At 36.5% G+C, this 26,528-nt stretch carries 23 protein-coding genes and 1 pseudogene; 10 read left to right on the top strand and 14 right to left on the bottom strand.

The window, feature by feature from the left end; all coding sequences use genetic code 11:
• Nucleotides 1-579 precede the first annotated feature (579 nt).
• Complete coding sequence (locus tag ACP6PK_RS23620) at nt 580-1,488, top strand: DMT family transporter (protein WP_426563198.1); 909 nt, start codon at nt 580-582, stop codon at nt 1,486-1,488.
• 554 nt (nt 1,489-2,042) lie between these two features.
• Here ACP6PK_RS23620 and ACP6PK_RS23615 read toward each other — a convergent pair.
• Complete coding sequence (locus ACP6PK_RS23615; protein ID WP_426563196.1) at nt 2,043-2,669, bottom strand: PEP-CTERM sorting domain-containing protein; 627 nt, start codon at nt 2,667-2,669, stop codon at nt 2,043-2,045.
• Nucleotides 2,670-2,898: 229 nt separating this feature from the next.
• Between ACP6PK_RS23615 and ACP6PK_RS23610 the strand changes: the two genes are divergently transcribed.
• On the top strand, nt 2,899-3,885 hold the full coding sequence (locus tag ACP6PK_RS23610; protein ID WP_426563205.1) for an RNA-guided endonuclease InsQ/TnpB family protein: 987 nt from the start codon (nt 2,899-2,901) through the stop codon (nt 3,883-3,885).
• A 10-nt stretch (nt 3,886-3,895) separates the two neighbouring features.
• Complete coding sequence (locus ACP6PK_RS23605; RefSeq protein ID WP_426563194.1) at nt 3,896-4,555, top strand: RNA-guided endonuclease InsQ/TnpB family protein; 660 nt, start codon at nt 3,896-3,898, stop codon at nt 4,553-4,555.
• On the opposite strand, the gene ACP6PK_RS23600 is transcribed toward ACP6PK_RS23605, so the two are convergent.
• Nucleotides 4,552-7,398 (bottom strand): WD40 domain-containing protein, encoded by a 2,847-nt coding sequence (locus ACP6PK_RS23600; RefSeq protein ID WP_426563192.1) that lies wholly within the window; start codon nt 7,396-7,398, stop codon nt 4,552-4,554. The two genes, ACP6PK_RS23605 and ACP6PK_RS23600, sit on opposite strands and share 4 nt — an antisense overlap.
• 998 nt (nt 7,399-8,396) lie before the next feature.
• Nucleotides 8,397-8,807, bottom strand: coding sequence for a hypothetical protein (locus tag ACP6PK_RS23595; protein WP_426563190.1), 411 nt, complete (start codon nt 8,805-8,807; stop codon nt 8,397-8,399).
• A gap of 118 nt (nt 8,808-8,925) precedes the next feature.
• Here ACP6PK_RS23595 and ACP6PK_RS23590 point away from each other — a divergent pair, with 118 nt between their 5' ends.
• From ACP6PK_RS23590 to ACP6PK_RS23575, 4 genes are all read left to right on the top strand, one after another.
• Nucleotides 8,926-10,731, top strand: a complete 1,806-nt coding sequence (locus ACP6PK_RS23590; protein ID WP_426563188.1) for a S8 family peptidase — start codon at nt 8,926-8,928, stop codon at nt 10,729-10,731.
• The gene (locus ACP6PK_RS23585; protein WP_094677378.1) at nt 10,728-10,949 is read left to right on the top strand and encodes a hypothetical protein; all 222 of its coding nucleotides are present in this window, start codon (nt 10,728-10,730) and stop codon (nt 10,947-10,949) included. Before ACP6PK_RS23590 ends, ACP6PK_RS23585 begins: the two co-directional genes overlap by 4 nt.
• Nucleotides 10,950-11,057: 108 nt before the next feature.
• Complete coding sequence (locus ACP6PK_RS23580; protein WP_426563186.1) at nt 11,058-11,240, top strand: hypothetical protein; 183 nt, start codon at nt 11,058-11,060, stop codon at nt 11,238-11,240.
• Between the two features lie 152 nt (nt 11,241-11,392).
• Nucleotides 11,393-11,533 (top strand): hypothetical protein, encoded by a 141-nt coding sequence (locus ACP6PK_RS23575; protein WP_168186704.1) that lies wholly within the window; start codon nt 11,393-11,395, stop codon nt 11,531-11,533.
• A gap of 52 nt (nt 11,534-11,585) precedes the next feature.
• Here the strand turns inward: ACP6PK_RS23575 and ACP6PK_RS23570 are convergent, their stop codons facing one another.
• Together ACP6PK_RS23570 and ACP6PK_RS23565 are read right to left on the bottom strand one after the other, a co-directional pair.
• A complete protein-coding gene (locus ACP6PK_RS23570) occupies nt 11,586-12,083 on the bottom strand; it encodes a pyridoxamine 5'-phosphate oxidase family protein (RefSeq protein ID WP_426563184.1) in 498 nt (165 codons plus the stop codon).
• A gap of 57 nt (nt 12,084-12,140) precedes the next feature.
• Complete coding sequence (locus ACP6PK_RS23565; RefSeq protein ID WP_426563182.1) at nt 12,141-12,869, bottom strand: serine O-acetyltransferase; 729 nt, start codon at nt 12,867-12,869, stop codon at nt 12,141-12,143.
• Between the two features lie 149 nt (nt 12,870-13,018).
• Here ACP6PK_RS23565 and ACP6PK_RS23560 point away from each other — a divergent pair, with 149 nt between their 5' ends.
• Complete coding sequence (locus ACP6PK_RS23560) at nt 13,019-13,159, top strand: hypothetical protein (protein WP_426563180.1); 141 nt, start codon at nt 13,019-13,021, stop codon at nt 13,157-13,159.
• Here ACP6PK_RS23560 and ACP6PK_RS23555 read toward each other — a convergent pair.
• On the bottom strand, nt 13,139-13,879 hold the full coding sequence (locus tag ACP6PK_RS23555; RefSeq protein WP_426563178.1) for a PEP-CTERM sorting domain-containing protein: 741 nt from the start codon (nt 13,877-13,879) through the stop codon (nt 13,139-13,141). The two genes, ACP6PK_RS23560 and ACP6PK_RS23555, sit on opposite strands and share 21 nt — an antisense overlap.
• Before the next feature lie 229 nt (nt 13,880-14,108).
• Between ACP6PK_RS23555 and ACP6PK_RS23550 the strand changes: the two genes are divergently transcribed.
• Complete coding sequence (locus tag ACP6PK_RS23550) at nt 14,109-14,249, top strand: hypothetical protein (protein ID WP_426563176.1); 141 nt, start codon at nt 14,109-14,111, stop codon at nt 14,247-14,249.
• Here the strand turns inward: ACP6PK_RS23550 and ACP6PK_RS23545 are convergent.
• Complete coding sequence (locus ACP6PK_RS23545) at nt 14,229-14,744, bottom strand: PEP-CTERM sorting domain-containing protein (RefSeq protein WP_426563174.1); 516 nt, start codon at nt 14,742-14,744, stop codon at nt 14,229-14,231. The two genes, ACP6PK_RS23550 and ACP6PK_RS23545, sit on opposite strands and share 21 nt — an antisense overlap.
• A gap of 244 nt (nt 14,745-14,988) precedes the next feature.
• On the opposite strand from ACP6PK_RS23545, the pseudogene ACP6PK_RS23540 reads away from it, so the two are divergent.
• Nucleotides 14,989-15,688, top strand: a pseudogene (locus tag ACP6PK_RS23540) (IS1 family transposase).
• Here the strand turns inward: ACP6PK_RS23540 and ACP6PK_RS23535 are convergent.
• The 7 genes from ACP6PK_RS23535 to ACP6PK_RS23505 all read right to left on the bottom strand — a co-directional run bounded on the left by ACP6PK_RS23535 (nt 15,643) and on the right by ACP6PK_RS23505 (nt 25,227).
• Nucleotides 15,643-15,939 (bottom strand): hypothetical protein, encoded by a 297-nt coding sequence (locus ACP6PK_RS23535; protein ID WP_426563172.1) that lies wholly within the window; start codon nt 15,937-15,939, stop codon nt 15,643-15,645. The pseudogene ACP6PK_RS23540 and the gene ACP6PK_RS23535 overlap by 46 nt on opposite strands.
• Nucleotides 15,940-17,204: 1,265 nt before the next feature.
• Nucleotides 17,205-18,419, bottom strand: a complete 1,215-nt coding sequence (locus ACP6PK_RS23530; RefSeq protein ID WP_426563170.1) for a tetratricopeptide repeat protein — start codon at nt 18,417-18,419, stop codon at nt 17,205-17,207.
• Between the two features lie 554 nt (nt 18,420-18,973).
• Nucleotides 18,974-19,450, bottom strand: coding sequence for a helix-turn-helix domain-containing protein (locus ACP6PK_RS23525; protein ID WP_143437781.1), 477 nt, complete (start codon nt 19,448-19,450; stop codon nt 18,974-18,976).
• 782 nt (nt 19,451-20,232) lie between these two features.
• Entirely contained in the window at nt 20,233-21,258 is a 1,026-nt protein-coding gene (locus ACP6PK_RS23520; RefSeq protein ID WP_094673699.1) for an ABC transporter permease, read from the bottom strand.
• Nucleotides 21,259-22,409: 1,151 nt separating this feature from the next.
• Entirely contained in the window at nt 22,410-23,249 is an 840-nt protein-coding gene (folP, locus tag ACP6PK_RS23515) for a dihydropteroate synthase (RefSeq protein WP_426563167.1), read from the bottom strand.
• Between the two features lie 922 nt (nt 23,250-24,171).
• Nucleotides 24,172-24,900 (bottom strand): triose-phosphate isomerase, encoded by a 729-nt coding sequence (tpiA, locus tag ACP6PK_RS23510; protein ID WP_094673701.1) that lies wholly within the window; start codon nt 24,898-24,900, stop codon nt 24,172-24,174.
• A 141-nt stretch (nt 24,901-25,041) separates the two neighbouring features.
• On the bottom strand, nt 25,042-25,227 hold the full coding sequence (locus ACP6PK_RS23505; protein ID WP_094673702.1) for a PCP reductase family protein: 186 nt from the start codon (nt 25,225-25,227) through the stop codon (nt 25,042-25,044).
• Nucleotides 25,228-26,528: the final 1,301 nt, after the last annotated feature.

The raw sequence follows: 26,528 nt of genomic DNA, 5'->3' as shown, positions 1-26,528 counted from the left end.
TAATTAAGAGTAGAAGCGTCAATAATTAATTATTCATTCAACAATTAAGGTTTAAAGCCTCCCTTTGTAATGAAGAATTAATATATTCCGAGGGCGAGTGCTAGGTAAATAGTTTATATATTGCTCCTAAGCGCCGTGATAGTCATTAATTATTAATTGTTAATTGTTAATTGTTAATTGTTAATTGTTAATTGTTAATTATTGAGGAGGGGTAATTATTAATTATTAATTGTTCATTGTTAATTGCTGAACAATTTCTTCCTTTTTCCCGCTTTCTCACAAACAGACTGTCAAAAATAAATTGTTTGATAGTCAAAATATTCTAATGTAATAGCTGATAAAGGAGTCAAAACATACTGTTGACCGAATAATTAATAATCATTAATTATTCAGCTTGATTAGCCTCCCCTTGGCTGCGCCACGAGCTGTCGCTCTACAAGGGGAAAAAATAATATTTCCTTATATTCAATTCCGTAACGGTTTTAACCAGAGGTAATTATCCATTAATGAACAACTTGTTCGTTATTCTACCTTCCTTCTTCCTTCTTCCATCCACATTCTTCCTTCATATCAAAAATTATGGAACAATGGATTAATAATTTTCAAGGTGAACTAGCTGCCTTAAGTGCAGCATTTTTATGGGCAATATCTTCCGCTGGTTATAGTTTACTTGGTCAAAAAATATCTCCCTTAAAATTAAATTTATTCAAAGGTTTAATAGCGATCGCTCTGATTTTTATTACTTTAATTATTAGTGGTAAACTTCAGACAGAACTAAACTTAGTTACGATTAATTTATTTCTAATGAGCGGTATTATTGGTATTGGTTTAGGAGATACTGCATTTTTTTCTGCCCTCAAAAATATGGGTGCAAGAAGAACTCTCCTGATGGCAACTTTATCTCCTCCAATAACTGCTTTATTAGGTTTAATTTTCCTAGAAGAACAATTAACTTTTGGTGCTTGGTGCGGAATTTTAATTACAGGAATAGGTGTAGCTTGGGTAATTTCAGAAAGAACTCCTGCTGCAGGAATTAATAATATTAATATCAAACAAGGAATAGTTTGGGCAATATTAGCAGCAATAGCTAATTCTAGTGGTGCAATTATTTCCCGTTTTGCTTTACTTTCCTCAGATATTACTCCTTTATGGAGTACCTTATTCAGATTAATTGGAGGCACAATTATTGTTGTATTGTTGTTGTTTGTACAGAGGATAAACCAGGGAGAGTTAGGGAAAATTAACTGGTCAATGAAACTTGTAGGAGGAATTTTTATTGCAACTTTTGGCGGTACTTATTTAGCTATTTGGTTACAACAAACTTCTCTCAAATTTGCTCCCGCAGGTATCGCTCAAACTCTTTTAGCTACCAGTCCAATATTTATTATTCCCGTTGCTGCTCAAATGGGAGAAAAAATAAGTATTAGGTCAGTTTTTGGAGTATTAGTGGCAGTAGTAGGAATTAGTTTGTTATTTACTTTTCAGTAATAAATTTTAGATAGGATGTTAATAAATAGTCAATGCACACTTTGGGAAATAAGAAGTAATAAGTGTAGGTTGGGTTGACGTAGGAAACCCAACAATAAGGCTTGGTTGAGTTGCTTCTGGGGATAAGCTGCGTTAATACTTAATTCTACAAGTGCTTACCAAATAATTAATCATTAATAGTTAATAATTAATAATTAAACACCTTGGTTTAAAGCCTCCCCTTTTTAGAGGATAAAATCAAAAATTTTCCTTAACTGTTAATCCCCTTCTTTTAAAAAGGGGTAATTATTAATGGTTAATTGTTAATTGCTAAAATTTTTAGGTGTGTCAGTATAGCAGTAGACTGACATATCTAAAATTGTGTGTTAGACAGATTGTTCAATATTTTTGACAGTAAGTAATTCTAGAAGTCTAACCCACCCTACTGGATTGTTTCATCTTAAATGGTGCGTTAGATCATGAGTGTGGGGAGGGTGGGGAGAAAAAGACACCTAGAAACAAAAATCTATTGCACAGTTTTAGCTGAAACAGTCCACTACTGGATTAACTTCCATTTAGCCTCTAGTCTTTCGTTTGTCCCCTAGCATTAAACCGCCCAGTCCTATCAAACCAAGGATTAAGCTTGGTTCAGGAACGCGATCGCTTGGTTGAGGAGGAGGCGGTGGGTCTACAACATTAAATGTTGCTATAGTCGCACAGTAGCAAGTGTCAGACCAAAAGTTGTCAAGATAATCCCAACCAAGGATTCCTGAATCGTCAGCCCAAAACCTAAAATAATCAGGATAATAGTCCATTTGATATGGAACCCAAACTTCATCCGACAACTCGTCCCATAGGCTAGTGGATACATAAGAATCCTCTCCTAAAGCATCTATAATGGCTTGCGCAGCCTTCATAGCTCCAGAGTAATTTCCCCAAAACTCAGGGGTTTTTCCTTCTAGCTCGATCAAGTCTCCTGTGTTACCAAACACATCATTAAAACTGCCAAACTCAAAAGAAACATCATACTCGGTTCCATCTATTGTCAAATCTTCAATTCCCGTTACCTTCTGAGTATCGCTTGGATCTTCGTATAATAAAGTAAATGCTTCTGCGGAACTAACACCGGAGAACAGTAATACTACAGTTGTAGCAACAGTAGCGAGGAGAGTTTTTGTTCGTCCTGTTATTTTCGTACACATTTTCCCTCTCCTGAGAAACTTTTCTTGTGGTACACTTCCAATCTAGCAAACTAATACAGCCGTAGTAATACTCAGTTACAAATATTGTTAGATGTTAAAATTTCTTGACTCTCCTGTATGGGGTTGGCATGGTATAATAGGCAAAGGTAATGCACACTTTGGTAAATAGGAAGGTAGATTGTAGTAGACCGACATATATAGAACCCATTTGGTATTTATTTTTTTATACATGATGGGGGTGGGGAGTGTGGGAAGTGTGGGGAGTATTTTTAATCTTTTCTGTGCTTTTTCTTTGATTTTTTCTTCGCAAGCAGGCCCCGTGCCTCAAAAATTTAACTCCCCCGGCGGGAAGTCCCGCGCTCTCCCACAGGGGAGCGTCGTATGGGAAAGCCGGGTGTTATCTGTGGGATTTTTCGTTATTTTTGATATAATAAGTAAAGTAGATATAAAGGTCGATTCTAGGATGCTACTGAAATATAAGTACAAGCTCAAACCACATAAAAGGCAAGCGGTGATTATATCTAACTGGTTACAAATGGCTAAGAATCAATATAATTATCGTTTAGCTGAACGATTGAATTGGTTTGAAGCAACGCGCACACCAGTTAATGCTTGTCCACTTAATGTTTCAGTAGTACCTGTAGAACGGATTTATCAAAATATTCCAGAATTTAGACTACAAACAAGGGACGGTAGAAAAAAAGACAGCAATGGTAACCCGATAACCAAGAAAGGGGATAAGCATCCGAACATAGTTAATGGTTATGTATGTTGGGAAACTGTTCAACTGGCAGACTTAGCACAGACTAAAAAACTATTTCCTGAGTATAAGTCCATGCACTCCCAGGTTCTTCAAGACGTTATCCAGCGTGTACAAACCACAATGGATAACTTTACCCAACCTGATAAAAAGGGTAAAACCAGTGGTAGACCGAAATTCAAAGGAAGGCATTATTATAACTCGTTCAGTTATCCTCAGTTATCAAATACCAATATAGTCAAAAATGCTAACGGTCGTTTTTGTGTCAATTTACCAAAAATTGGTTTAGTCCCCTTTGTGTACAATCGCTCAATACCAGAAGATTTCAAGGTTAAGACAGGTACAGTAATTCGTGAAGTTGATGGATGGTATATCAGTTTCACGATAGAAGATAAGACTGTACCTGTAGAGGTTGCAGAAATTCAACCCACCGAAGAAAACTCATGCATGTATTGACTTAGGATTGTTGCACTATGCTGTTACATCTGATGGTGAGTTTCTAGAAGTTCCTAAATTTTTCAGGCTTTCTGAGCATCGTTTGTCTAAACTTCAGATGAGATTAGCTAAGAAACAAAAACATTCCTTACCTTGGAAAATTCTCAAAGGTAAAATATCTAAGCTACATCAACTAATAGCTAGACAACGGTTAGACTGGCAATTCAAACTGGCTTATCATCTGTTTAGTGATGTAAGTGTTATTTTCATTGAAGACTTGCAGATAGCTAATTTAGTTCGACGTTGCAAAGCCAAATTAGGTCATAATGGTCAATTCTTACCCAATGGTCAATCAGCTAAGTCAGGATTAAATAAGTCTTTGCAAGATGCAGCATTTGGCCAGTTTATTCAAGTATTAGAGTATGTAGGCTGGAAACTTGGCAAGAGAATCATCAAAGTAGACCCAAAAGGTACATCTCAACATTGTTGGGAGTGTGTAAACAGAGTGTCTAAGAGCTTGTCAGAGCGCTGGCATTCTTGCCCTAGATGTGGACAGGAACTAGACAGAGACTATAACTCAGCACTTCTGATACAGAAAATTGGATTGCTATCAACACAGGGGGAGGACATCACCTCTGTTAAAACTGCGGTCAGAGCTTTTCTGGCTGAAGAATCCCGCGCTCTCCCCTAGGGGAGCCTCGGGAGTATGTCAATACAACCATCACCACCACCACTAACTAAAACATCACCTTCAGGAGAAATTGCCACTGCCAAGACTCCTAAATTATGACCAGTCAAAGTACCCAACTCTTCACTCGTACTCAACTGCCAAATTTTAATTAAATTATCTGCACCGCCACTCACCAAAGTACCATCGGAGGTGACTGCCAAACACCAAATACTTTGAGAATGCCCAGTCAAAGTACCTACTTCCAGACCTGTACTCAACTGCCAGACCTTAATAGTATTGTCATCGCTCCCACTCACCAACATTTCACCATCAGCACAAAACGCAACCGTACTCACATAACCAGAATGCCCCCAGAGAGTTTTAACTTCTTGCCCTGTCGCTAAATGCCAAAGCTTAATAGTATTGTCACCACTGCCACTCGCCAACATTTGACCGTCAGGACTAAATGCCACAGACCAAACCCTCTCAGAATGACCCCTGAGAGTATGAAGTTCGTTACCTGTACTCAACTGCCACAACTTAACTTCGTTATCATCCCCTGCACTCGCTAATATCTGACCATTGGGACTGAATGCTACAGACTCAATATCTTCCGAATTTCCGCTCAGAGTACGAATATTTTTACCTGTACTCAACTGCCAAAGTTTAATAGTTCGGTCGTAACTGCCACTAGCTAATATCTCGCCATCGGGATGAAACGCGACTGACTCCACATCGTCAGAATGACCTACCAAAGTAGCAATTTCTTCTCCCGTACTCAAGCGCCATAACTTAATAGTGTCATCATAACTACCACTAGCTAATATTTGCCCATCGGGACTGATAGCAAGACAACTTACTCCTTCTGAATGTGCTTGAAATTCATTAACTACAACAAAATTTTCTAATTTATGTTGCCGTTGTTTTGCTATTTTTTGAACAGGTGGAGATTTTGGTTTTATTTCCTCTTGTTGTTTGTCTTTTCTTGCTGCTAAAACTCCCTGAATAATGCCTAAGTTTTGTCGTACTTCTTCACAGTCTGGCTGCAATTTTAATGCTTGTTCATAGTCAGCGATCGCCTGTTCATATTGCCCTAATTGATTAAAAGTATTACCGCGTTTATTATAGGCATCTACCCAATTTTCATTTATCTGCAAAGCCTCGGTAAAATCATTAATTGCTTCCTGATATTTTCCGATTTGTGCGTAAATAAAACCACGATTATAATAAGCCTCTCCCCAATTTTGATTGAGTTTTATAGCTTGGTCAAAATCGCTTATTGCTGCTGAATAATTTTCCTTTTTAAAATTATTTAATCCCCGTTGATAGCAAATTTCTCTTATATTTATTTGCCTTGTTTCGCCAATAGCTTTTAAACATTGATTTAATTTATTTACATATTCCAAATCTTCCGTTTTTACCACAGATTCCATTTCTACTAATAGCAAAATTAATTCTTCTGGAGGTGAGGATAAACCCCGTAATTTTAACCAAGACTTTAGAGAATTTTCTATTTGTGTAATTGCCCAAACTTTATTCTGTAAATTTGCTAGACTTTGAGCTAAATCTAAAACTAATTCTGGTATCCAACCAGAACGTTTAGTCTCTAAAGCTTGATAAATTTTTTGATAATAGAAAATCACCGCTTCCATCATCTCATCAACTTCTGAAGATTCTGGCAAATTTTTGATTAAATTCGGCAATAATTCCGGCAAAATAGGAGGGAGATTATATTCAACTAAAAAATATTCATCTGCTACTAAGCCAGCAAATACACAATGATAAAGACTTAAAAATTTCCCTAATTCTTCAAAGTCTTTTTGATTGACAATATAAGTCATATCCAACTCACTAATGTCAATTCCAGCCTTTCTAAATTTTTGCTCTCGCTGTAATTTTTTGAGGTTAATTAAATTATTCCCAGCATACAGTTCATCAATTCTTTTTGCTTTTTCTCCAGTAGCAATTAACTTAGACCTAATTGCTAACCATCGACGCGCTCGGAGTTTAGCAGATTCATATAAAATATCTCGATAAGGTAACTTGGAAATAACTGGGTCGTAACGATATTTTGACCAACCCAAACTCCAATAAGCAATTCTAAAATTGAGATAATTACCATTAACTTCTGATTCTAAAACTAAAGTTGGCTGAGATTTTAAGACACCAAATAAAGCTTTAATACTAGCTTCACTATGAAAAGATTTACTTACCCAAGCTCCTGCTAAAAAATCAATTTCTCTGTCTTGAGCTGCATAATTTCTGAAAAATTGTCGTAAGCTTTCTGCTAAAGTTAATTCAAGATTGGGAAAAAAATTAGGAGAATTATTAGTTGCTTCAAGTCTATCAAATACAAGTTTTGGCGGAGCAAAGAAAACTCGCAGAGGCAGAATTTTTTCCTCTGGATGAGAGTTAATAATATCGGCAGCAACTAACCAGATAGGAGAATTTTCTAATCTTTTTTGTTCTTCTATAATTTGCAGAGAAGTTTCTCGTTGATAGGCGACTAATTCTCGTTGGAGTTCATAGTTTTGTTTGAGTAGTTCTATTTGAATTGCTTTTTCTTGTTCTAACAGCCATCTTGGAAAATCTATATTTGTTTCGAGTCTAGTAGTTTCGGTAATTTGAATAAATTCCTGTAATTCTTGGGAATTATCTGGAGTCAGTTTTTCTAAATCAAAGTTATCTTGATTTTGAATATATTCTAGTTTTAATTGTTCTAGTTGAATATTTTGTTGTCGTTGGGCTAAAGCTGGATTTTTTGTAGTTACTATAGTTGTAGATTTCCCATCTTTTTTAAGAGTAACAAATTTGGCTGCTTCTGCCACTGCTTTACTAACTGTTTTGAGAAATTTTAATACCATTTTTTTAGGAGGTAGGGAATTTATATCAAATCCGGTTGAATACTTATTATATAGTTGGAGGAATGGGGGAGTAGGGGAGAGGAGGAGTAGGGGAGATTGAATATTTAAGTCTAGTTATAAACATATACTATATAACCTGATTCTATATTAAAAGTCAAAAGTGCCCCCTTTAGTAAGGGCGTTTCGCTGCGCGACATATAAAGCGGAGCTTTGCGTTAGCAAATGCCATTCGCCCCTACAGATGGCATATAACACCATTTCTCAAAAACTTTTCTACATTTGATTGAGTAGGGAAGTGTAGGGACGTTTTTGCTGGCGCAAAGCTTTCCTATCGGAATGCTCCGCAAACGCTAACGACTAAGAGCAGACATGTTTGCGCAGCAGTCCGTCAGGATAACGCTGCGCGACATGGAAAGCGGAGCATTCCGGAACGGAAAACGCATTTTTGCCTTTGCAACGTCCCTACAGGAGAAGAAAAAATCAAGAATAATTAACATTAAATCACCTAAAATCAGCAAAAAATTTATGACACTAAAGTAATTACTTAATAACTGAAGTTTTCATCAAGTATAGCATTACTTTTGGTAATTGGTATAATTGTTTTTGTTGCATAAGTCCTGATTTTATAATCTAAAATTGATACTATAATAATTCCCGGAAATTCATTAAACTTATAGCAAGGTAAGCTAAAAATCATTTAGCTTTTATATTTCCTCTTGCCTTTCAGAAAAATTGGATATATCCTTGAAATGGTGAACAGTTTTTTATGAAACGTTCCGAAATTTTTTGATGAAATATCTATTTTTTTTAGGGAACAGATAAATTTACTAAAGTTGAATTAAACTACTATAGCAGTCGAAGCAAAGGTTAGGACATTTCTAAATCCTGTTTGCGGAGCATTTCCGCAGGAAAAACTCTTTAATATTTTGCTGTTCCCTGTTCCCTGTTCCCTGTTCCCTGTTCCCTATTCCCTATTCCCTATTCCCTATTCCCTAGCGCTACGCGCTATACAATTTTTGCTGTAAATATCTGCACCAATTAACAGCTAAATCAATATCTGTAAAAGGAATTTGGATATTTTTAGAATTAGAAAAAATAAACTCCAGAACTACTTTACCTTGACTTGGTGGATTTTCCGGATCTACTAAATTATTATTAACTAATAATTGTAGCGATCGCACATCTGACAAAGAAAAAGTTTCCAAATTAACAGGTCCCTTGCGTGTAGGTCTCCCCCAAGTTATACTTTCACCATTCTGACCCAATACTGCATAAATATCATATTTGGCTTTCTCAAAAGATTCTGCCCAAGCACGATAAGCTTCCAACTTTTGATACTCATTCCAACCAGCCCAAGCTAACCAAATAAATACACCCAATAGGGGCAACCACAATAAACCTCTTTCCATATTAACCTTTAGATTTTCTACTATATAGACTATTAGTGTAATGAAAAAACCGTCCAATACTGCAAACTCTAAGCTATCGTAGTAAAAAAGTCCTCAGTTATAGTGAATATCTCAAACAATGAAAAAATTTCTGTTTGTCTGCTTATTCTTAATTGGGCTTGGTTGGGCCTTATCTAATTTCTCTGGTTTGGCCAATAAAGGAACCTACGACTCAATTGTGTTAGACTTCCGTGAAGACATCGGAGTTACTAAAATTGTCGATGAAATTAGGACAATCTCTGATGAATACCAAGTCACACCTCGTCTAAATAGTGAATTTTCTTTATCAGATAATGTATATATTGTCAAGGGCGATCGCCAACTCCTCAAAAATTTAAGAAGTTCTCTAGGCAAATATACTGAATATATAGAACCAAACTATGTCTATAGCGCAGATGCCATAATCTTTGATAGTGGTGACGGCGTTCCTAACGACCCCATGTATGGGAAACAATGGAACCTCCGCAGCATCAATGTCGAATCTGCCTGGAATGAAACCAAAGGCGACGGCATAACAGTAGCAGTTATTGATACAGGTGTTTCCAAAGTTCCCGACCTGGAAAAAACTAAATTTGTAGCAGGGTACGATTTTGTTAATGACCGCACATCAGCCACTGACGACAATGGTCATGGTACTCATGTTGCAGGTACTATTGCCCAAGCTACCAATAATAATTATGGTGTAGCAGGTATTGCCTACGAAGCTAGCATCATGCCTCTAAAAGTATTAGCTGCTAGCGGTGGTGGAACAGTTTCTGATATTGCTGAGTCCATAAAATTTGCTGCTGATAATGGTGCAGACGTTATTAACATGAGTCTTGGTGGTGGCGGTGAAAGCCAAATAATGAAAGAAGCAATTAACTATGCTCACAATAAAGGGGTAGTTGTTATTGCTGCAGCAGGTAATGCTAACCAAAATTCAGCCAGTTATCCTGCTCGTTATCCCCATGTTGTGGGTGTCTCCGCTACTGACCCCGCTGGAGAAAAAGCTCCATATTCCAACTTTGGTGCAGGAGTTGATATTTCTGCTCCTGGTGGTTCCACCAAAGGTCAAAATGAAGCTGGCGGTATTCTGCAAGAAACTATTAACCCAGAAAATGGTAAGAGTGTATTTGCTTCCTTCCAAGGAACAAGTATGGCATCTCCCCACGTTGCGGGTGTGGCAGCATTAATCAAAGCTAGTGGTATTGAAGACCCAGAAGAAATCACCAACATTCTCAAAAAATCTGCCAGAGCTGTCAAAGAAGACCCATTAAATCATTTTGGTGCAGGTCAGTTGGATGCAGCAGCAGCAGTCAAGTTAGCAATTAAAGGTCAAATCACCTTCCGCGACTTCTTCCGGTGGTTGCATGATAACGGTTATCTCAATCCTGGTTTTTGGCTAGATGGTGGTGCAGTGGCGTTGTTACCAAAGCTAGCAATGGTATTAGGGTCTTATCTATTAGCTTGGTTGCTACGGAATTATTTCCCTTTCAGTTGGAGTTTTCCTCTGCATACTGGATTAGTTGCTGGTAGCAGTGGGTTATTTTTCCTGCGTGGTTTCTATGTTTTTGATTTGCCTCAATGGCCAATACGTGTGATGGGTAGTTCTGTACCCGAACTGGGTGGAGCAATTCAAGGTAGTGGTATTTTGAATCCCATTTTTGCTAGTGTTTTGATTCCAGCATTATTAATAGTGTTCTTATTAGGTAATCAGCAATGGAAGTGGGTAGCGATCGGTACTGCTATTGGTGTCGCTAGCTGTTTAATTGTGAGTGCTGTTGTCGATCCCGCAGTTTGGGGATTAGGTGCTGGTATACCTGCTCAGATTTTCTTAGTTGTGAATGCCCTGCTATGCTTAGGTTTAGCACGTTTGGCAATTAGAACAGAGGAAAGGTTAGCATGAGTATTACAGTGAGTGGTACTGTGGAAAAACAAGGATTTGGTACTGGTACTTGGGCGTTAGTGACTGATGGTGCAACTTATGAATTAAAGGATGCTCCTACCGAGCTATGTAAGTCTGACCAGAAGGTGAACGTTACAGGTGTGGTGCGAGATGATGTTATGACGATCGCAATGATTGGTCCAGTCTTGGAAGTTCAATCTTTCGAGGTATTGGAATAGGAAGTAGGGGCGAATGGCCATTTCCTAACGGAATGCTCCGCAAACGCCCCTACTATGGTCTACTGGCATGAAAACTGCTGTAAAAAGTCTCAAGAATGGCACAATTCTATGAATACACTAAAATATCAAACAACTATTAAAAACGGTCAACTTGATTTACCTCCCCTCGACTTACCAGAAGGAACAGTTGTCGAAGCAATTTTATTAACTTTCCTGGCGGGAAGTCCCGCGCTCTCCCGCAGGGGAGCGTCGTATGGGAAAGCCAGGGCCAAGATTCGGATACCTTCATAAGCTAAACGTTCCTATAGCCTTGACTAACTAGGTACATTTTGTTATAATCAAGCTCAATATACAGGGGGAGGACATCACCTCTGTCAAAACAGCGGTCAGGTTTTCCCAGACTGAAGAATCCCGCATTGTCCCGTAAGGGTAACGTCGGGAGTATGTCAATTAAAGAATCTGCTGAAACTGATGAAACAGACTATCTTCTTTCAACAGAAGCAAACCGTCAGCATCTTACAGAAGCTGTAGAATTACTCAAAAATTCTGACAATTATATTTATGTAGATCCCGCGAAATTATGAGGAAAGTTGTATTTATAACTCGGAATTTTAAAGCCCGCAATATGGGCTTTTTTTATTGCTTAATTTCTTGAGTAATCTCTACTCTTTTATCCAGAAAATAATCCTCATAAGGTTCTGTCACATTAACCCAAATAGTTGTTGGCATAAACCGGAATAAACGTCGTTTTCCTGAACCAAGAAAATATTTTTTGTCTCTTTTTGGTTTGCCATTTTTAGTGTATATACTATCAATTGCTTTATTGAATATTTCGTTTTCTGCTTCAATAACTTCAGCTATACCTTGGAAATAAACACCAAATCCCTCTCCACTCAATACTGTTGAATCATAAACAACTGCAAAAACCTGCCCATTATTAATAATATTTTGAGAGTGCTGATTTTCTGTCCATGATGACCAATAAAATGTGTAATCTTCATCAAAGCCATAATAGACAGGTGAGTTCCAAGGGCGTCCTTCTTGATCTACTGTTGCTAAGGTGAGATAGGTAATTTGATTGAGTATCTGTTTTGCTTTTTCGGTAAGTTGGTTGATAGGGGATGATATCTGCATATTGAAATTATCACAGCAATTTTATAAGAACTATCAGAAGTATTATAGATTCACTTGCTAAAAATTTCTTCTCTTAACAACTTGATTAGTTGTAATCACAATGACTTTGGAATTACTAGGAATGTGTTCAGTGATAACTGCCCAGGGAGAAATTTTCACATCATCACCAATTTTTACAGGGCCAAAAATTCTGGCAAAACTACCTACCTCGACTCTACTGCCCAAAGTTGGATGCCTCTTACTATCATAGTTTCCAGCTATAGTTTTTGCTCCTAAAACTACTCCTTGCAGGATGTAGCAGTCATCTCCAATCTCAGTTGTTTCACCAATTACAGTGCCGTAACCGTGGTCTACTATCAATCTACTACCAATTTTAGCTGCAGGGTGTATCTCAACACCCGTTTTTACTTTTGCCGTTTCAGATATTTTCCGTGCAATTATTTGTAGATTAATTACTGATTCAGTTGTTTCTAACATTTGTGAACAGCAATACAATGCGTTAGCAACTCTGTAGGATAAAACTGCTTGAAAGGAGAGATAGCTTTCCAGAATGTACTCTGGAGATTTTTTGGCAGAGGGATCTTGATTGGCAAAACATAATAAATCTTCATAAATCTTGTTACTAACCTCACAGATAACCCCATTGTTTTCTAGTTCAGTAACTAGGGAGATTTGTTTTTCTAAATTCTTAAAAAGGATATTTTTAATAGTTTGGTTGATCCGAGACTTAATATCTTTAAATTTAATAGATGCTGCTAATTTTTTATTTTTGGTAATAAAACTCATTTTTCCGCACAATGTAAATTAGTGGTAGGAGATTTGGTTAGGCGATGTTTATTCTTGACATTCACAACCAATAAAATTCTAGAACAGAGAAATCAAAACATTGTCGAAAATAGACAGCGAAGATCAATCTTGTCGATCTTCGACAAAAAATGTGGGGGCGAACGTTCGGTGTTGTAGGGGCGATTCGCGAATCGCCCCTACGATGTTTTGATCTCAATAGAGCGATCGCTCCAATACCCGATTTAGAAATGGCAATGTATTGTTTTGTATTATTGCTTATGTCGCAATAGTAGAGAACGAATACCTAAACCACCTAATAGAAATAGACCAAAAATTGAACTAGGTTCGGGAACACTACGAGATTCCGGGGAATCAAATTGAATATCATCGTATGTAATCCCGTCACCATCAAAAGCTGGTTCTATTGTACGAATTGTCGCAATAGGTACTGTACTCATAATACCGTAAAAAATGCGATTGTCGTAAATATTGTTACCAGTAATCAGACCAGGACTATGAAAACCAATAATCTCGTTAGCAATAACCTGACCGAAATTATCAAGAAACTGGACTTCTGTTGTATCATTGCCTCCAGAGCTTGTGTTTCCTATCCATAGTCCTGCTGAGAAAGAAGGGTTGGCAAGGAGAAAATCGAAATTGTCCGAATTTGCATTGTTGTAGTTTCCTAGAATGAATGAGGAAGACATAACGTTAGGCTTTGAATTTACATTGCCTGGAAAGCCCATGTCGATATCTTTGCCACTGAGTACATTTATAGGAAGACCTTCACGCTGAACAATTATCAGACCTTGACTCCCGAATTCGTCTCCCGATAAAACACCATTACCTGTTGGTAAATCATCAAAGTCAATAACAGTCAACTTTCCAGTAGAATTGACAAAATCATTGTGATCGAAAAACTCTAAAGTTGCTGCTTTTGTTTGTTGGGCAAAAACTAAACTAACTACAAGATTTACTGTAGTTACACAGGAAAACAGTTTTGCTTTCATATTTGAAATTGTTCCTCCATTTTATATTTAATTCAAGAAAGTATTAAATTGGTATTTTGGGTTAGATGTAGGGAGAAAGGTTAGTTTGCCCTAGATTAAATGTAGAAACTCCTCTGTAAAAATGCGGTTACTGTTGTTATTCATAACCAAGTCAAGTCTAACACAAGCTAATTAAAGCATTGTCGAAAATCGACAGCAAAAGATAAATATTGTCGAAAATCGACAAAAAATGTGGGGGAGAACGTTCGGTGTTGTAGGGGCGATTCGCGAATCGCCCCTACGATGTTTGTATCTCAATAGAGCGATCGCTCTAATAACGGATTTAGAAATGGCAATGTATTGTTTTGTATTATTGCGTATGTCGCAATAGTAGGGAACGAACACCGAAACCACCTAATAGAAATAGACCAAAAATTGAACCAGGTTCGGGAACTGACTCTGGTGGTGGTTCTGGGTTTATGATATCTGAGAGTCGCCTACCTGACTCGAAACTGGTATCAATATGTGCAATTTTATTCGGACTATATGAAAATTTGTTTTCATATATATTGATGGTGCGGTTGCCACCGTTTTCGTTTAAAACATGAGTCCCGATGGGTACGTTTGTTGTAGATAAACCCTGTAGATGATTGTAGAAAAAGTCAGAACCAACGGAGTTAGGAGCAAGTATGGAGTCGCCTACGAAAGAGCCGTTTGAGGTGATATGATGAATGCCAGTGAAAAAATTATCAAAGCCAAAATTAGCAAGAACTTGGTTGGCAGTGTAGGCAAAATCATTATGATCTGTGCCAATAAAAATACCACCTCCAACATCCTGTAGTGCTAGTGCTTGATTAACAGTCATTGCTCCAGCAGAAGCAGTCATAGTATTACTGGTTTTATTGCGGATGAAAAAGGAACTATCAAGGATAAATTCTGGTTGCTTGTTTACTGACCAAGTATTGAGAGCATCGAAGTCTGCTGCATTGAGAAGGGAAGAGTTATAGATGGTTGTATCAAACCAAATTTGGTCGTAATAGTCGATAGGTTTAGCATTGAGAAAAGAGGCGTTGTCAGAAAAGAAGATGATTGAGAGAATAATAAGCGTGTAAAGTTCAAGGAAAAATGTAATGGAATGTCCAGAATGCCACAGCCACCATATTCATAAAAATGGTCATAGGGCATGTAAGCAAAATTATATCTGTGTCAAGTGTGGTCGTCAGTTCATCACAGAATATCAACATAGAGGATACAGTGATGATGTCAAGCGCAACTGCTTAAAAATGTATGTTAATGGCATGGGTTTTCGTGGAATAGAGAGAATTACAGGAGTTTCACGCACAACTATTATGGATTGGGTCTTTCCTTGTGGGAACACTTCTACCAGATGCTTCCTGGGCAGAAACTATCCCAGAGGTAGGAGAATTGGATGAACTAGAAACCTTTGTCGGAAAAAAAAATAAAATCTGGGTCTGGACTGCTGTAGATCATTTTCAAGCCGGTATTTTAGGCTGGGTAGTAGGAGACCATAGTGCGGAAACATTTATGGTATTATGGCAGACCCTAAGTTCTGGTGGCAATGTTACTTTTGGGTGAGCGATGGTAATCCAGTTTATACTAAATTTATTCCCCTTAGAGATCAGATTGTTAGTAAGACTTACATGACTCGTGTAGAGGGAGAAAATACACGCGCTACGTCATAAATTCGCTCGGTTACATCGCAAAACCTTGTGCTATTCTAAGTCTGTTGAAATGTTAAAGCACTCAATTCGACTACTGATTCATTACCTTAAGTTTAAAGAAGTCCCTGTTCCCACTCTTTCACTATAATTCATCAAATAATCTGACAACGCCAGAAAAGATGCTAAATATCCTGAAACATGGGTTTGCACAAAATCAACGTCGAATACATTGCCATCTTCGTAGTTATCAACAAAGTCGGCGATGGTGCTACAAAAATCTTTTACGCTAGTAGTACCCCAACCACGGATAGAGTTTAGGTACAGAATATTGCTAGTTGCTGTAGCAGGTAGGGCAACAGCTAGTTGTAGAATGGCAAAGGAAACTAAAGGTTTGAACATTTTTTTGATCATCATAGGATTTGTAATGGTTAAGTTTTGGGTTAGATGTAGGAGCAAAAAGCTGTTTGCACAATTAGTTAGACGTAGGTTGGGTTAAGCGACAGCGCAACCCAACAACAAAGTTGTATCTGTTGTTTTTGGGTTTTTCCGTTGGAAATGCTCCGCAAACGTACCTCAACCCAACCTACGGTTAGATTAAATGTAGAAACACCCTCGGGTTACTGCTTTTATTCATAACTAAGGAAAGTCTAGCACAAGCCAATCAAAGCATTGTCGAAAATCAACAGCAAAAGATCAATCTTGTCGATCTTCGACAAAAAATATGTGGAGCGATACAATGCCTCGATAATTAGCTATAATTAAATTTTATGTTTGTAGTGCCCTGTCAAGCTTGAAAATGTGCATTAAAAAACCTCACCCCCCAACCCCCTTCCTATCCCCCCCTGCTCCCCTTTGAAAGGGGGGAGAGGATGGAAGGGGGGAATTTCTCCCCTCTCTTAGCAGGAGAGGGGTTGGGGGAGAGGTCTTAGTACGTTGCTCCATCCTAACCCACAATTTAAGGCTTGACGCGCCAGTAGTTTTGCTCTAACCCAGAAATATAATAGGTTTTAGGACTAAAGTCCAACTACGAACCTGTTTTAGGACTAAAGTCCAACTACAAGCTACATTATTAATTTTTTTGAGAAGCGATCGCTCCTATAACCGATTTAGAAGTGCTAATGTATTATTCGGTCTTATTGCGATATACGCAATAGTAGAGAACGAACACCAAAACCTGCCAAGGCAAACAACCTAATATTGAACTAAGTTCGGGTGATTCCTTTGATTAAATGTTGACCCTGATTAAGTTATAGCATTTCTCAAAAACTTTTCTATATTTACTTGAGCAGGAGAGTAGGGGTGTGGGTAGGGAAGTTGTATAACAAAAATGCGTTTTCCGTCCCGGAATGCTCCGCTTTCCATGTCGCGCAGCGTTTTGCTGGCGCACAACTTTCCGTTCCGGAATGCTCCTAATTACGCACTTCGGCTGTCGCCGACATATAAAGCGGAGCTTTGCGTTAGCAAAACGTCCCTACAGGAGAAGTAAACATAAGAATAATTAACGTTAAATTCCCTCAAATTAGCAAAAAGGTAATTTAGCTTAGATTAATTACTTAATAGTTGAAGTGTTACCTAAGTATAGCATTAATCCATCGGAATTGGTATTAACTAGAACCCGCCCCTACTATTACAACATTTTAGTTGTTCACGCCACTACTTATATCTCAATTATTCCTCCCTCTATTCAACTTATCAAGCTTTTCTAGAAAATAACTTTCTCGATATCCTCCCAATTGTCTCGATAATTCTAAACCTCTTTGAAAAGATGACATTGCCAAACCAAAAGCTTTTAACTGTGAATAAACTTGCCCCATGCGGTCATAAGTTTCCATCATCCCATAAACATTAACAAACTGTTGATCCATCAACAATTGCACCTTATATATTTCAATTGCTGCCTCTTTTTCATCCTGAGAAAGATAGAGAGCAGCCAAATTTTCTAAAGCATCACTAGCAGTTACAAACCGTTGAATTGATTGAGCAATATCATAAGCTTCCTGATAGTATTGACTAGCAAGATTAAGTCTGCCAAGTTCCTCATAATCTCCAGCAATAGATATTTTTATCTCTGGAACTTCTGTAATATTTTGTTGACCTTCGTAAAAATCTACCAACCTTTCTTTAGCTGTAATTGCTTGTAAAGGTTGCCCCCCTTGATTATAAATAAAAGCCAATTGTTCGAGAGTATTTACCTTTTCAAAATTACCACTTACGGGAGGATTTGTTGTTTCTATTTCAGATATTTCTGAACTACTCTGCTGCTGAACCTCCAATAATTCTTCATAGGCGATCGCTGCATTATCATAATCTAACCAATTCAAATGTATTTCTCCTATAGCGGTTAAAGCTTGTTTTAGCGTAACGACATCTTCTTGTTTCCTTGCCTCAACAATAACTTGTTGATAAACTTCAACTGCTGGATCTTTAGCTCGAACTGTATTAAATGCCGAACCTAATGCTTGTAACAATTCCAAATTAGGAGGTTCTTCCTCTTGAATTTCTGGTTGTAAAATTTCCAGTCTTCTTGTAATCCATTGCACCTGCAATTTTTGACTATTATTCCATGCTATTTCAGCAACTCTTGACAAAGCTGCCAACTCTTCTGCTTGACCAAGATAACGACGCAAACGTAGTTCTCTGTTCCAAATTTCAAAAGCTTTAGTTATTTCTCCTGCTCCTAATAGTCCTGCTGCTTCAACATTAAGTCTGTCAAGTTCTTGGGAAAGTTCTTCTCGTTTTTCTCCACTTAGAATTCCAGAAGTAGGAGGATTTGGTAATAGTGGATCTGGTTCAGTGCTTTCTAGGGGGTTAGGAGAAAATATATTTGGAGATTCTAAATTTTCCTCTGTTTCTGTTTGACGTTGAGAAATAATATTCATAGATGTTTTTCTGAAAGAATATTCAGAAAATTCAGGAGTTTTTGCCAAACAATAAGTTGAAAAGTAAAGGTAAAAAAAACTGCTAGTTAGAAGTAAATTTTTAATTTTGAGCATTTTTACTAGATTGTTTAATGGTTAAAGTTGAACCATTAATTATAATTCAATATAATCCAGTCTGGAAATCTGAACATAAAGATCGAGAAGCAGTAAGATTTATAAAAATCAAACTTTATCTATTGACTCGCTCTGGTAGCTTTAACACAGTCTGAAAACTAGAAAAAATAATCGCTTTTATTTAACTAAAACATGACTCACATTTTAACCAATAAACCCTGTTTTTGCTAGATATTTATCTGTTTAAACCAAGGATTTTTATCAGAAACTGGGTTTGTTTGTGTAATTCCTATAAAAAATATATGTTTGATGTGAATATTAATTTGACTTAAACACTTCTATCCTCTGCAATATTTACGCAAAGGCTCTCTATCTTTATAAATCAGTCAAGATATTGCTGTTAATTGCTCAATATTTTTCTAATTAATTTCTCACATTAACTACTCTTCTCCAATCCATCTACTATCAACTTGCTCGAATGTACCGTTAAAATTAAACATTGTTGCCGTTGCCAAAGTCTCAATCCAGACCGTCGCTCCACAAGAATGAGGTTTATCGGGTCGATAAACAATTTTACAAGGACCGTGAATCTCAATTTCGTGACCTCTGGCTAAAGTCTTGCTTCCTCGTTTAGCAGAAAGTACATAAAGATCGGTATTTTTATTATCTTTATTAACAGTAATATTAGGACGATTGAAATGAATAGTATTTTTGCCACAATGTCTACATGAGTGCCAACGGGGGTTAGGTCCGCGCTTTTTACGAGAAACTCTTGGCATTCCTCTATATAAAGGAATCACCCAAGTGCGACCATTGATTTTTCTGGCTCCTTGAATCCGACCTTCTTTGATTAAGACTCGTACTCTTTGAGTTGAAATATTCAATAAAGAAGCTGCTTCTGTCGTTCCAACAAACATGATTTTGTTACTATTGCGATATACGCAATAGTAAAATTTGCAGCATTTTTTGTCAATAGTGCTTAATATAATGCAAGTGGTATACCAAAACTTTCTCCTTTCTGGTTAGAGAAAGTTCTACCATAAAAGTATGAATATATTTAGGTTTTGATCTTCCCCTTTGATAGTTTTAAGGAATAGGGAAGATGGGGAGTAATATCATGCCAGATAATTAGGGTTTGCTGAAAAAGTCTTTTTTAAGGAGTAGGGGAGCGGGGTAGTAGGGGATTCAATAATTGATAATTACCGAATAATTAATAATTAAGAGTTGATATTCAATAATTAATTATTCATTCAACAATTAAGGTTTAAAGCTTCCCCTTTCAAGGGGATAAATAAAAAAAAATTTTCCTTTGAGCCAATCCTATCCGTTTCAAGAAGGGGTAATTATTAATTATTAATTGTTTCTGCTGTCGCAGACATGAACATTGTTAATTGCTGAACTCTACCTAAAAGGAAGAGGATTGAATAAAAGGAAAATAAATTCATTGTTTCTCTTGAAATAGAAGGCTTTAAACCTTAATCATTCGGTAATTTTTTTCCAAAACTCTTACCCAAAATGCTAACTTTTTGAAGATGAAGAACTGAAAACCAGGTACTTTTTAAAGACCTAAAATTGCTCAAACCTTTATCTCCAAATGCTTTGAAATTTAATTAGCAAGCCCTAATTAGTAATAAAAACTTGCTGCTCTTCCCTCCTGACTTATGACTTATGACTCATGACTCCTAACTCCTGAGTTCCATTAATACCTAATTCTCGGATCGATATAAGCATTTAAAATATCAATAAAAATACTAGCCACCACAACAATACCTGCAAAAAATACGACTATTCCTTGCACCGTCGGATAATCTCGCGAACTAATTGCTTGATACAATCTATTTGCCAAACCAGGCCAAGAAAAAGTTACTTCTGTTAATATTGCTCCTCCTAATAAAGCAGCAAAAGTTAATCCCAAAACCGTAATTACTGGAATCATGGCATTTTTCAAAGCATGAGCAAATAATATTCTTAATTCAGAAATGCCTCTTGCTCTAGCAGCTTCCACATAATCAGCTTGTAATGTTTGTTTGAGATTAATTCTTACCATTCTTTCAAAAATACCACTTAGCAAAATTCCTAATGTTAAACTCGGCAAAGCTAAATAATATATAGTTGTGAAAAAATGACCGATATTTCCACTTAAAATACTATCAATTGTATATAAACCTGTAATGTTTGGAGGTGTATTTTCACCAATAGGAAAACGAGTACCTAAAGGAAACCATTTTAACTGTACGGCAAAAATTAATTGTAAAATCATCCCTGCCCAAAAAGGCGGAACTGCATAAGTAAAAATTCCAAATAAACGCCCACCAACATCTAATTTAGTATTAGGATGAGAAGCAGCAATAGACCCAATAGAAATTCCAACAATTAGAGCGATCGCCATACTAAATACTGCTAATTCTACAGTGGCGGGAAAATGATTTTGAATAATTTGCCAAACTGACTCTCCACGAGTAGTCATGGATGTACCCAAGTCAAAACTAAGTAATTTTCCTAGATAATTAAAATATTGTTTCAGTAGTGAACCATCTAAACCAAGTTGAGACCGGAGAGCTTCTTTAGTAGCCGTTGAAGCTTTTGGGCCAAGAATAGCATCCACAGGGTCTCCTGGAGTTGCTCGTAATAATAAGAAAACTACAGTGCTAATTGTCCATAACATTAGTGGTGCCAATAGCAAACGGATTAATATATAAGAATAGAGAGCTTGAGAGCGAGACATTTCAGTTATCAGTTATCAGTTATCAGTTATCAATTATCAGTTCCGACCGCTGAGGTTAGAGGCTTAATTTCAGTTATCAGTTATCAGTACCGAAGTCAAAAGTCAAAAGTAATTGCTTTTATTCCTGGTTAAAAAATACTGAGCTTTTACCAAAGTCAAAAGTTAAAAGTTCTAAGTAATTACCTTTTATTCCTGATTGAAAAACATGGAACTTTCACGGCTATTTTGCCAGACTAATTATTATATCATCTCTAGTTAAACTTGAATTCTATAATCTCTTAATTATGACTCCTAATTTTTAGACTAACTACTAATTACTATTCTCTACTTAGCTAAAGCTTAAACTATTAATTAATTAACACAGACCAAATAACCTCTGTAATAATTATTAGTTAGCATTTTAATTATTCTTATGTTTACTTCTATCCCACTCCCCTACTTCCCTACTCCTCTAGTTCAACTTGAATCATATAATCTCTTAATTATGACTCCTAATTTTTATACCAACTACTAAGTCCCTATGCAAAATTAATTACCTAGTCAAAACAGAAAATAATAAACGCTGTAACAGCCGAATTCTGTAAATGCAGCGATTTATTATTACCTTAAAATATGTGTAATTAATTTTGCACACCTACTCAATTACTATTCTCTACTTAGCGGTACTTTGGGATTTTTAACACTGAAAATGGCTTTAAGCCAAGTATTAGCAAGGGAAATACCTGAATTGCTCAAAATAGCCGAAACCTAGATATTTTAATAAAAAAATTAATTTAATGTAAAAACTTTACTGTATCATATTTTGACTTTATTTTTAACCTATTTTTTCCTAAAGTCTCGTTAGGTAAAGCTTCAAATATTTAGGACTTATGCAGAAACCGGGTTTGTCAAGGAAGCTTGGTGGTTTGAGAGACAATAATCAAGTAATAAACCCGGTTTCTTGCTTGGTTTGCGTAAGTCCTGATATTAATTAATTAACACAGACAAAATAACCTCTTTGTTGACATCCTCCCGACGCTGACCTGCACCTGCAGCGCGGGATTCCCATCCATCAAAACAACCGAAGATAATTATTAATTAGGAGCATTTTAATTATTCTTATGTTTACTTCTCTCCCACTCCCCTACTCCCTACTCCCTACTCCCTACTACCTATCTAAAAATAACATCAGCAACTCTACAAACTTCAGACATTTCTTTAACATCGTGAACCCGTAAAATATCTACAGATTGAGCGATCGCTGCCACACAACCTGCTGCAGTTCCCCAAACCCTTTGTTTAGCATCAGGTTGATTTAAAATTTTACCAATAAAACTTTTACGAGATAATCCTAATAAAATCGGACAATTTAAACTTTTAAATTTTGACAAATTTCGGATAATTTCTAAATTTTGTTCGTAATTTTTAGCAAAACCAATACCAGGGTCAATAATAATTGTCTCTCTTTCAATTCCTGCCCTAATAGCCACCTCAATTCTACTCTGTAAAAACTGATAAATTTCCCCAATTAAATCTTGGTAGTCTGTCAATTTTTGCATTGTTTTTGGAGTCCCCCGAATGTGCATTAAAATAATCGGCACTTTCAAAGCAGCCACCACAGAAAACATTTGATTATCATAAGTTCCACCAGAAATATCATTAATTAAATTAGCACCAGCTTCAACAGATTTTTCTGCAACTATCGCCCTAGTTGTATCAACAGAAATTGGGATTTCAGCACAAATATTTTGTTTACTTCTTAACAACTGAATTATTGGTAAAACCCGATTAAGTTCCTCATCTATAGAAACAACTTCAGATCCTGGTCTAGTTGATTGACCGCCAATATCAATCAGATCAGCACCTGCCTCCACCATTTTTTTTACCTGCATTAAAGCTGCTTCTGGCGTATTAAAATCACCACCATCACTAAAACTATCTGGCGTTACATTTAAAATACCCATTATGTAGGTACGTTTTCCCCAAACAAAACCTTCAGCTAAACTCTCCATTTTTTCTATTCCTTGTTTACCGAATTATAGCAATTACCATGCATTAATGCTATACTTGGGTGGAACTTCAATTACTAAGTAATTCAGACAAGCAGAATAATTTTTTTGATAATTACTGGCTGGTTAATATCAATTATTATTATTTTGACTTCTCCCATACGAACGTTGTATGCAACGTCCTACACTCCCTCACTCCCCTACTCAATAAAATGTAGAAAGGTTTTTGAGAAATGGTATTACTCTTTTATACTAATTCCTAAAAGTAACGCTATACTTGCTTCAATAATTATGCTAATTAATTAATTATTAATTATTAAGAATGCATAATTACCTCTTAATTATCAAGAATAGGATTGGCTCAAAGGAATTTTTTGTTCTTCTCTTGGTTGATTGGATATGGCGTTAGCGGAGCGGCTCTGTTAAGAGCAGGAGACCCGCTCCTACGGACCCGCTTCGCTAACGCCATCCCATCCTAACGGACTGCTCCGCAAACAACCGCTTTTTTATCCATGAATGGAGAGGCTTTATAGCTTAATTTTTCAGTAACAGTTCAGTTATTAACTAATTTGAAAAAACATAATCACTTTTTTGCTAATTTTAGTCAAGTTAATGTTAATTATTCTTATGTTTACTTTTCCCCCACTCCCCTACTCCCCTAGTCAACAAAATGTAGAAAAGTTTTTGAGAAATGGTATTACATGAGGTAGGAACGTTCCATGGAACGTCCCTATATCCAGGGGAAGAAGGAAGAAGGCTTTAGTTATCTAGGAGAGAAGAAATAAATATTGAAAAAAAAGGGAAAATAATAGAGATAGCTGTTAAAGTTATGGTGAAAAATAATTAACAAATAATTTTGTCTTCGCCTATTCCCTAATTCCCTAATTTCCTAATTCCCTATTCCCTATTCCCTATTCCCTATTCCCTAATTTTGATAGTTAACCAGACGAGCAAAACTATCCGGTTTCAAACTTGCACCCCCAACTAAAGCACCATCAATTTCTGGTTGTGCCATAATTTCATCAACATTAGTAGGTTTAACAGAACCACCATATTGAATAGTGACATTAGGATTAGTCAACTTACCACGAATTAAACCAATAACTCGGTTAGCTTCTGTAGCTTCACAAGTATCACCAGTACCAATGGCCCATATTGGCTCATAAGCAATTACTAGATTTCCTTGATCCACATCCTTTAAATCTTTGTCCAACTGAGAAAATATATGTGATTCTGTCTCTCCCGAATCTCTTTGTTGCTTAGTTTCTCCCACACAGAGAATAGGAGTTACACCATACTTCTGAGCAGCTTTTAAGCGCAAATTCACTGTTTCATCAGTTTCGCCAAAATATTGACGACGCTCACTGTGGCCAACAATTACATAACTAACTCCAACTTCCTTCAGCATTGAGCCAGAAATTTCTCCTGTGTAGGCTCCCTCGTCTTCCCAGTGAATATTTTGCGCACCCAACTTGATCCGACTCCAATACAAACTTTTTGACATAAAATCTAGTGCAGTGAAGGGAGTGCAGAGAACTACTTCACGTTCTTCGGGGGTTTTTGTTAGTTGAGACATCAAACCCAGGAGAAACTCTTTAGCTTCTACTTGGGTTTTGTACATTTTCCAGTTGCCAGCAATTATAATTTTTCTCACTGTTGATTTTATACACCTCAAACTCGACTATCTGCAAAACTCCAGTCTAAAGCTTTATGGGACCTTTTTCTAGACCGCAAAAAGTAATTGCTTTGCTAGTCAGGATTTTGTTTGAGTTTGTTGGTTGATATAACGTTTGTCCTACTGGCCAAATTCCAACCGAGCTTGCTCAACTATTTCTGCTGTTACTATTTGTGATTCTGTTTCTCTGGCCAATTCTTCGATTCTTTGTCGTGCCTGAGTCCGAACAAAATAGGGAATCTTTTTCAATTTAGTCTTAGCTTCAGGGGTCCATTGTAATTCGTTTGTGAAATTAGAATTATTCATAATTAGATTTTGTAGCTTTGTAGCAAAGATTTATATATGGCAAGGATTCAATTCTCGCTTATATTGATATTCTCTCATTAATGGTTGAGTGAGGTTTACCTTTCTACAACTTAAGCATTTTTTTCACATTACACCGAAAAATATCTTGTTATACCAATTTCATAAAATAGGGAATAGGGAATTAGAAAACAACTGTACTGGCGCGTCAAGCTTAAAATAGTGTATTAGATTTTTAAGTAAAAGCTGGTATTGGTGAAATAAGGTATGAAATTCTTATGGTCGTAATATTAATAGTAAGGAAAAAAGCTGTTTGAACTCCTAACTCCTAACTCCTAACTCCTAACTCCTGACTCCTGACTCCTAAAAATCATACAATCATTCACCAACGCCTAAAAGGTTTGAAAAATAAGCATCCTGCCATTTTTCTCAAGTAACATTTAAGGCTTGACACGGCAGTACCTAATAATACCATTTATCAAAAACTTTTCTACATTTAATGGAGTAGGGGAGTAAGAGAGTGTACGGACGTTGCATAAGGGCGTCCGTACGGGAGAAGTAAAAATAAATAATAATTAACGTTAACTTACCTAAAATCAGCAAAAAAATTATTCTAATCAAGTAATTACTTAATAACTGAAGTTCTAATTAAGTAGAGCATTAATGCATGGGAATTGGTATAATAACAATTTGAAAAAAGAATGTTACGAATAGTAAGGGGAATAAAAATATTTTTCAGAAGATATCTCTTTGACAAAAAAGATAATTTCCGATCTAAAACATGGTATTAAAGGTATTCATTCTGACTGCTGACTCCTAAAAAATCCCCTACTCATTTGTAGCAAACATTTATTAAAATTGTATAACTTTGGGAATTGCTATATGTACCTCATAATTTCGGAAACTCTTGTAAGTCTAGGGTAGCCATAACCTTTGACTTTCAGATTAAGAAATACTTGCTCTTATCATTTTATGTAGCTGATGCATAAATCAACTAATTATTCATAAAAAATTATTCACAAAAGTATGTTTTATGAATAATTTTTTGGTGATGATTTTTTGAGGGGATTATACCAATTACCAAAAGTAATGCTATACTTGACTCACACTTCAGTTATCAAGTAATTAAAATAGATAAAATAAATTATTCCCTAATAATTAGTCAGTTAATGTTAATTATTATTATGTGTACGGACGCCCTTATGCAACGTCCCTTCCCCACACCTCCCACACTCCCGTACCGACGCCCTTATCGGGACTTTAGCAAATTTCAAGCCCAAACAAATCCCCAACTCTCTTTATGA

Origin of the sequence: Dapis hubbardiae BLCC-M172, assembly GCF_050016015.1 — a bacterium.
In the GTDB taxonomy this organism is placed as follows: Bacteria; Cyanobacteriota; Cyanobacteriia; order Cyanobacteriales; family Microcoleaceae; genus Trichodesmium.
Note: the sequence above shows the minus strand (reverse complement) of the source record. Positions and strands in the feature narration are given on the sequence as shown.

What these genes read in the sequence shown, in the direction of transcription:
- ACP6PK_RS23580 (WP_426563186.1), top strand. Translation starts at nt 11,058, where the DNA reads ATGAATACACTAAAATATCAAACAACTATTAAAAACGGTCAACTTGAT.
- ACP6PK_RS23505 (WP_094673702.1), bottom strand. Translation starts at nt 25,227, where the DNA reads ATGAATAATTCTAATTTCACAAACGAATTACAATGGACCCCTGAAGCT.
- ACP6PK_RS23615 (WP_426563196.1), bottom strand. Translation starts at nt 2,669, where the DNA reads ATGTGTACGAAAATAACAGGACGAACAAAAACTCTCCTCGCTACTGTT.
- ACP6PK_RS23610 (WP_426563205.1), top strand. Translation starts at nt 2,899, where the DNA reads ATGATGGGGGTGGGGAGTGTGGGAAGTGTGGGGAGTATTTTTAATCTT.
- folP (WP_426563167.1), bottom strand. Translation starts at nt 23,249, where the DNA reads ATGGAGAGTTTAGCTGAAGGTTTTGTTTGGGGAAAACGTACCTACATA.
- ACP6PK_RS23545 (WP_426563174.1), bottom strand. Translation starts at nt 14,744, where the DNA reads ATGACTGCTTCTGCTGGAGCAATGACTGTTAATCAAGCACTAGCACTA.
- ACP6PK_RS23620 (WP_426563198.1), top strand. Translation starts at nt 580, where the DNA reads ATGGAACAATGGATTAATAATTTTCAAGGTGAACTAGCTGCCTTAAGT.
- ACP6PK_RS23595 (WP_426563190.1), bottom strand. Translation starts at nt 8,807, where the DNA reads ATGGAAAGAGGTTTATTGTGGTTGCCCCTATTGGGTGTATTTATTTGG.
- ACP6PK_RS23555 (WP_426563178.1), bottom strand. Translation starts at nt 13,879, where the DNA reads ATGAAAGCAAAACTGTTTTCCTGTGTAACTACAGTAAATCTTGTAGTT.
- ACP6PK_RS23560 (WP_426563180.1), top strand. Translation starts at nt 13,019, where the DNA reads ATGTGGGGGCGAACGTTCGGTGTTGTAGGGGCGATTCGCGAATCGCCC.
- ACP6PK_RS23550 (WP_426563176.1), top strand. Translation starts at nt 14,109, where the DNA reads ATGTGGGGGAGAACGTTCGGTGTTGTAGGGGCGATTCGCGAATCGCCC.
- ACP6PK_RS23590 (WP_426563188.1), top strand. Translation starts at nt 8,926, where the DNA reads ATGAAAAAATTTCTGTTTGTCTGCTTATTCTTAATTGGGCTTGGTTGG.
- ACP6PK_RS23600 (WP_426563192.1), bottom strand. Translation starts at nt 7,398, where the DNA reads ATGGTATTAAAATTTCTCAAAACAGTTAGTAAAGCAGTGGCAGAAGCA.
- ACP6PK_RS23530 (WP_426563170.1), bottom strand. Translation starts at nt 18,419, where the DNA reads ATGAATATTATTTCTCAACGTCAAACAGAAACAGAGGAAAATTTAGAA.
- ACP6PK_RS23585 (WP_094677378.1), top strand. Translation starts at nt 10,728, where the DNA reads ATGAGTATTACAGTGAGTGGTACTGTGGAAAAACAAGGATTTGGTACT.
- ACP6PK_RS23565 (WP_426563182.1), bottom strand. Translation starts at nt 12,869, where the DNA reads ATGAGTTTTATTACCAAAAATAAAAAATTAGCAGCATCTATTAAATTT.
- ACP6PK_RS23575 (WP_168186704.1), top strand. Translation starts at nt 11,393, where the DNA reads ATGTCAATTAAAGAATCTGCTGAAACTGATGAAACAGACTATCTTCTT.
- ACP6PK_RS23535 (WP_426563172.1), bottom strand. Translation starts at nt 15,939, where the DNA reads ATGTTCAAACCTTTAGTTTCCTTTGCCATTCTACAACTAGCTGTTGCC.
- ACP6PK_RS23520 (WP_094673699.1), bottom strand. Translation starts at nt 21,258, where the DNA reads ATGTCTCGCTCTCAAGCTCTCTATTCTTATATATTAATCCGTTTGCTA.
- ACP6PK_RS23525 (WP_143437781.1), bottom strand. Translation starts at nt 19,450, where the DNA reads ATGTTTGTTGGAACGACAGAAGCAGCTTCTTTATTGAATATTTCAACT.
- ACP6PK_RS23570 (WP_426563184.1), bottom strand. Translation starts at nt 12,083, where the DNA reads ATGCAGATATCATCCCCTATCAACCAACTTACCGAAAAAGCAAAACAG.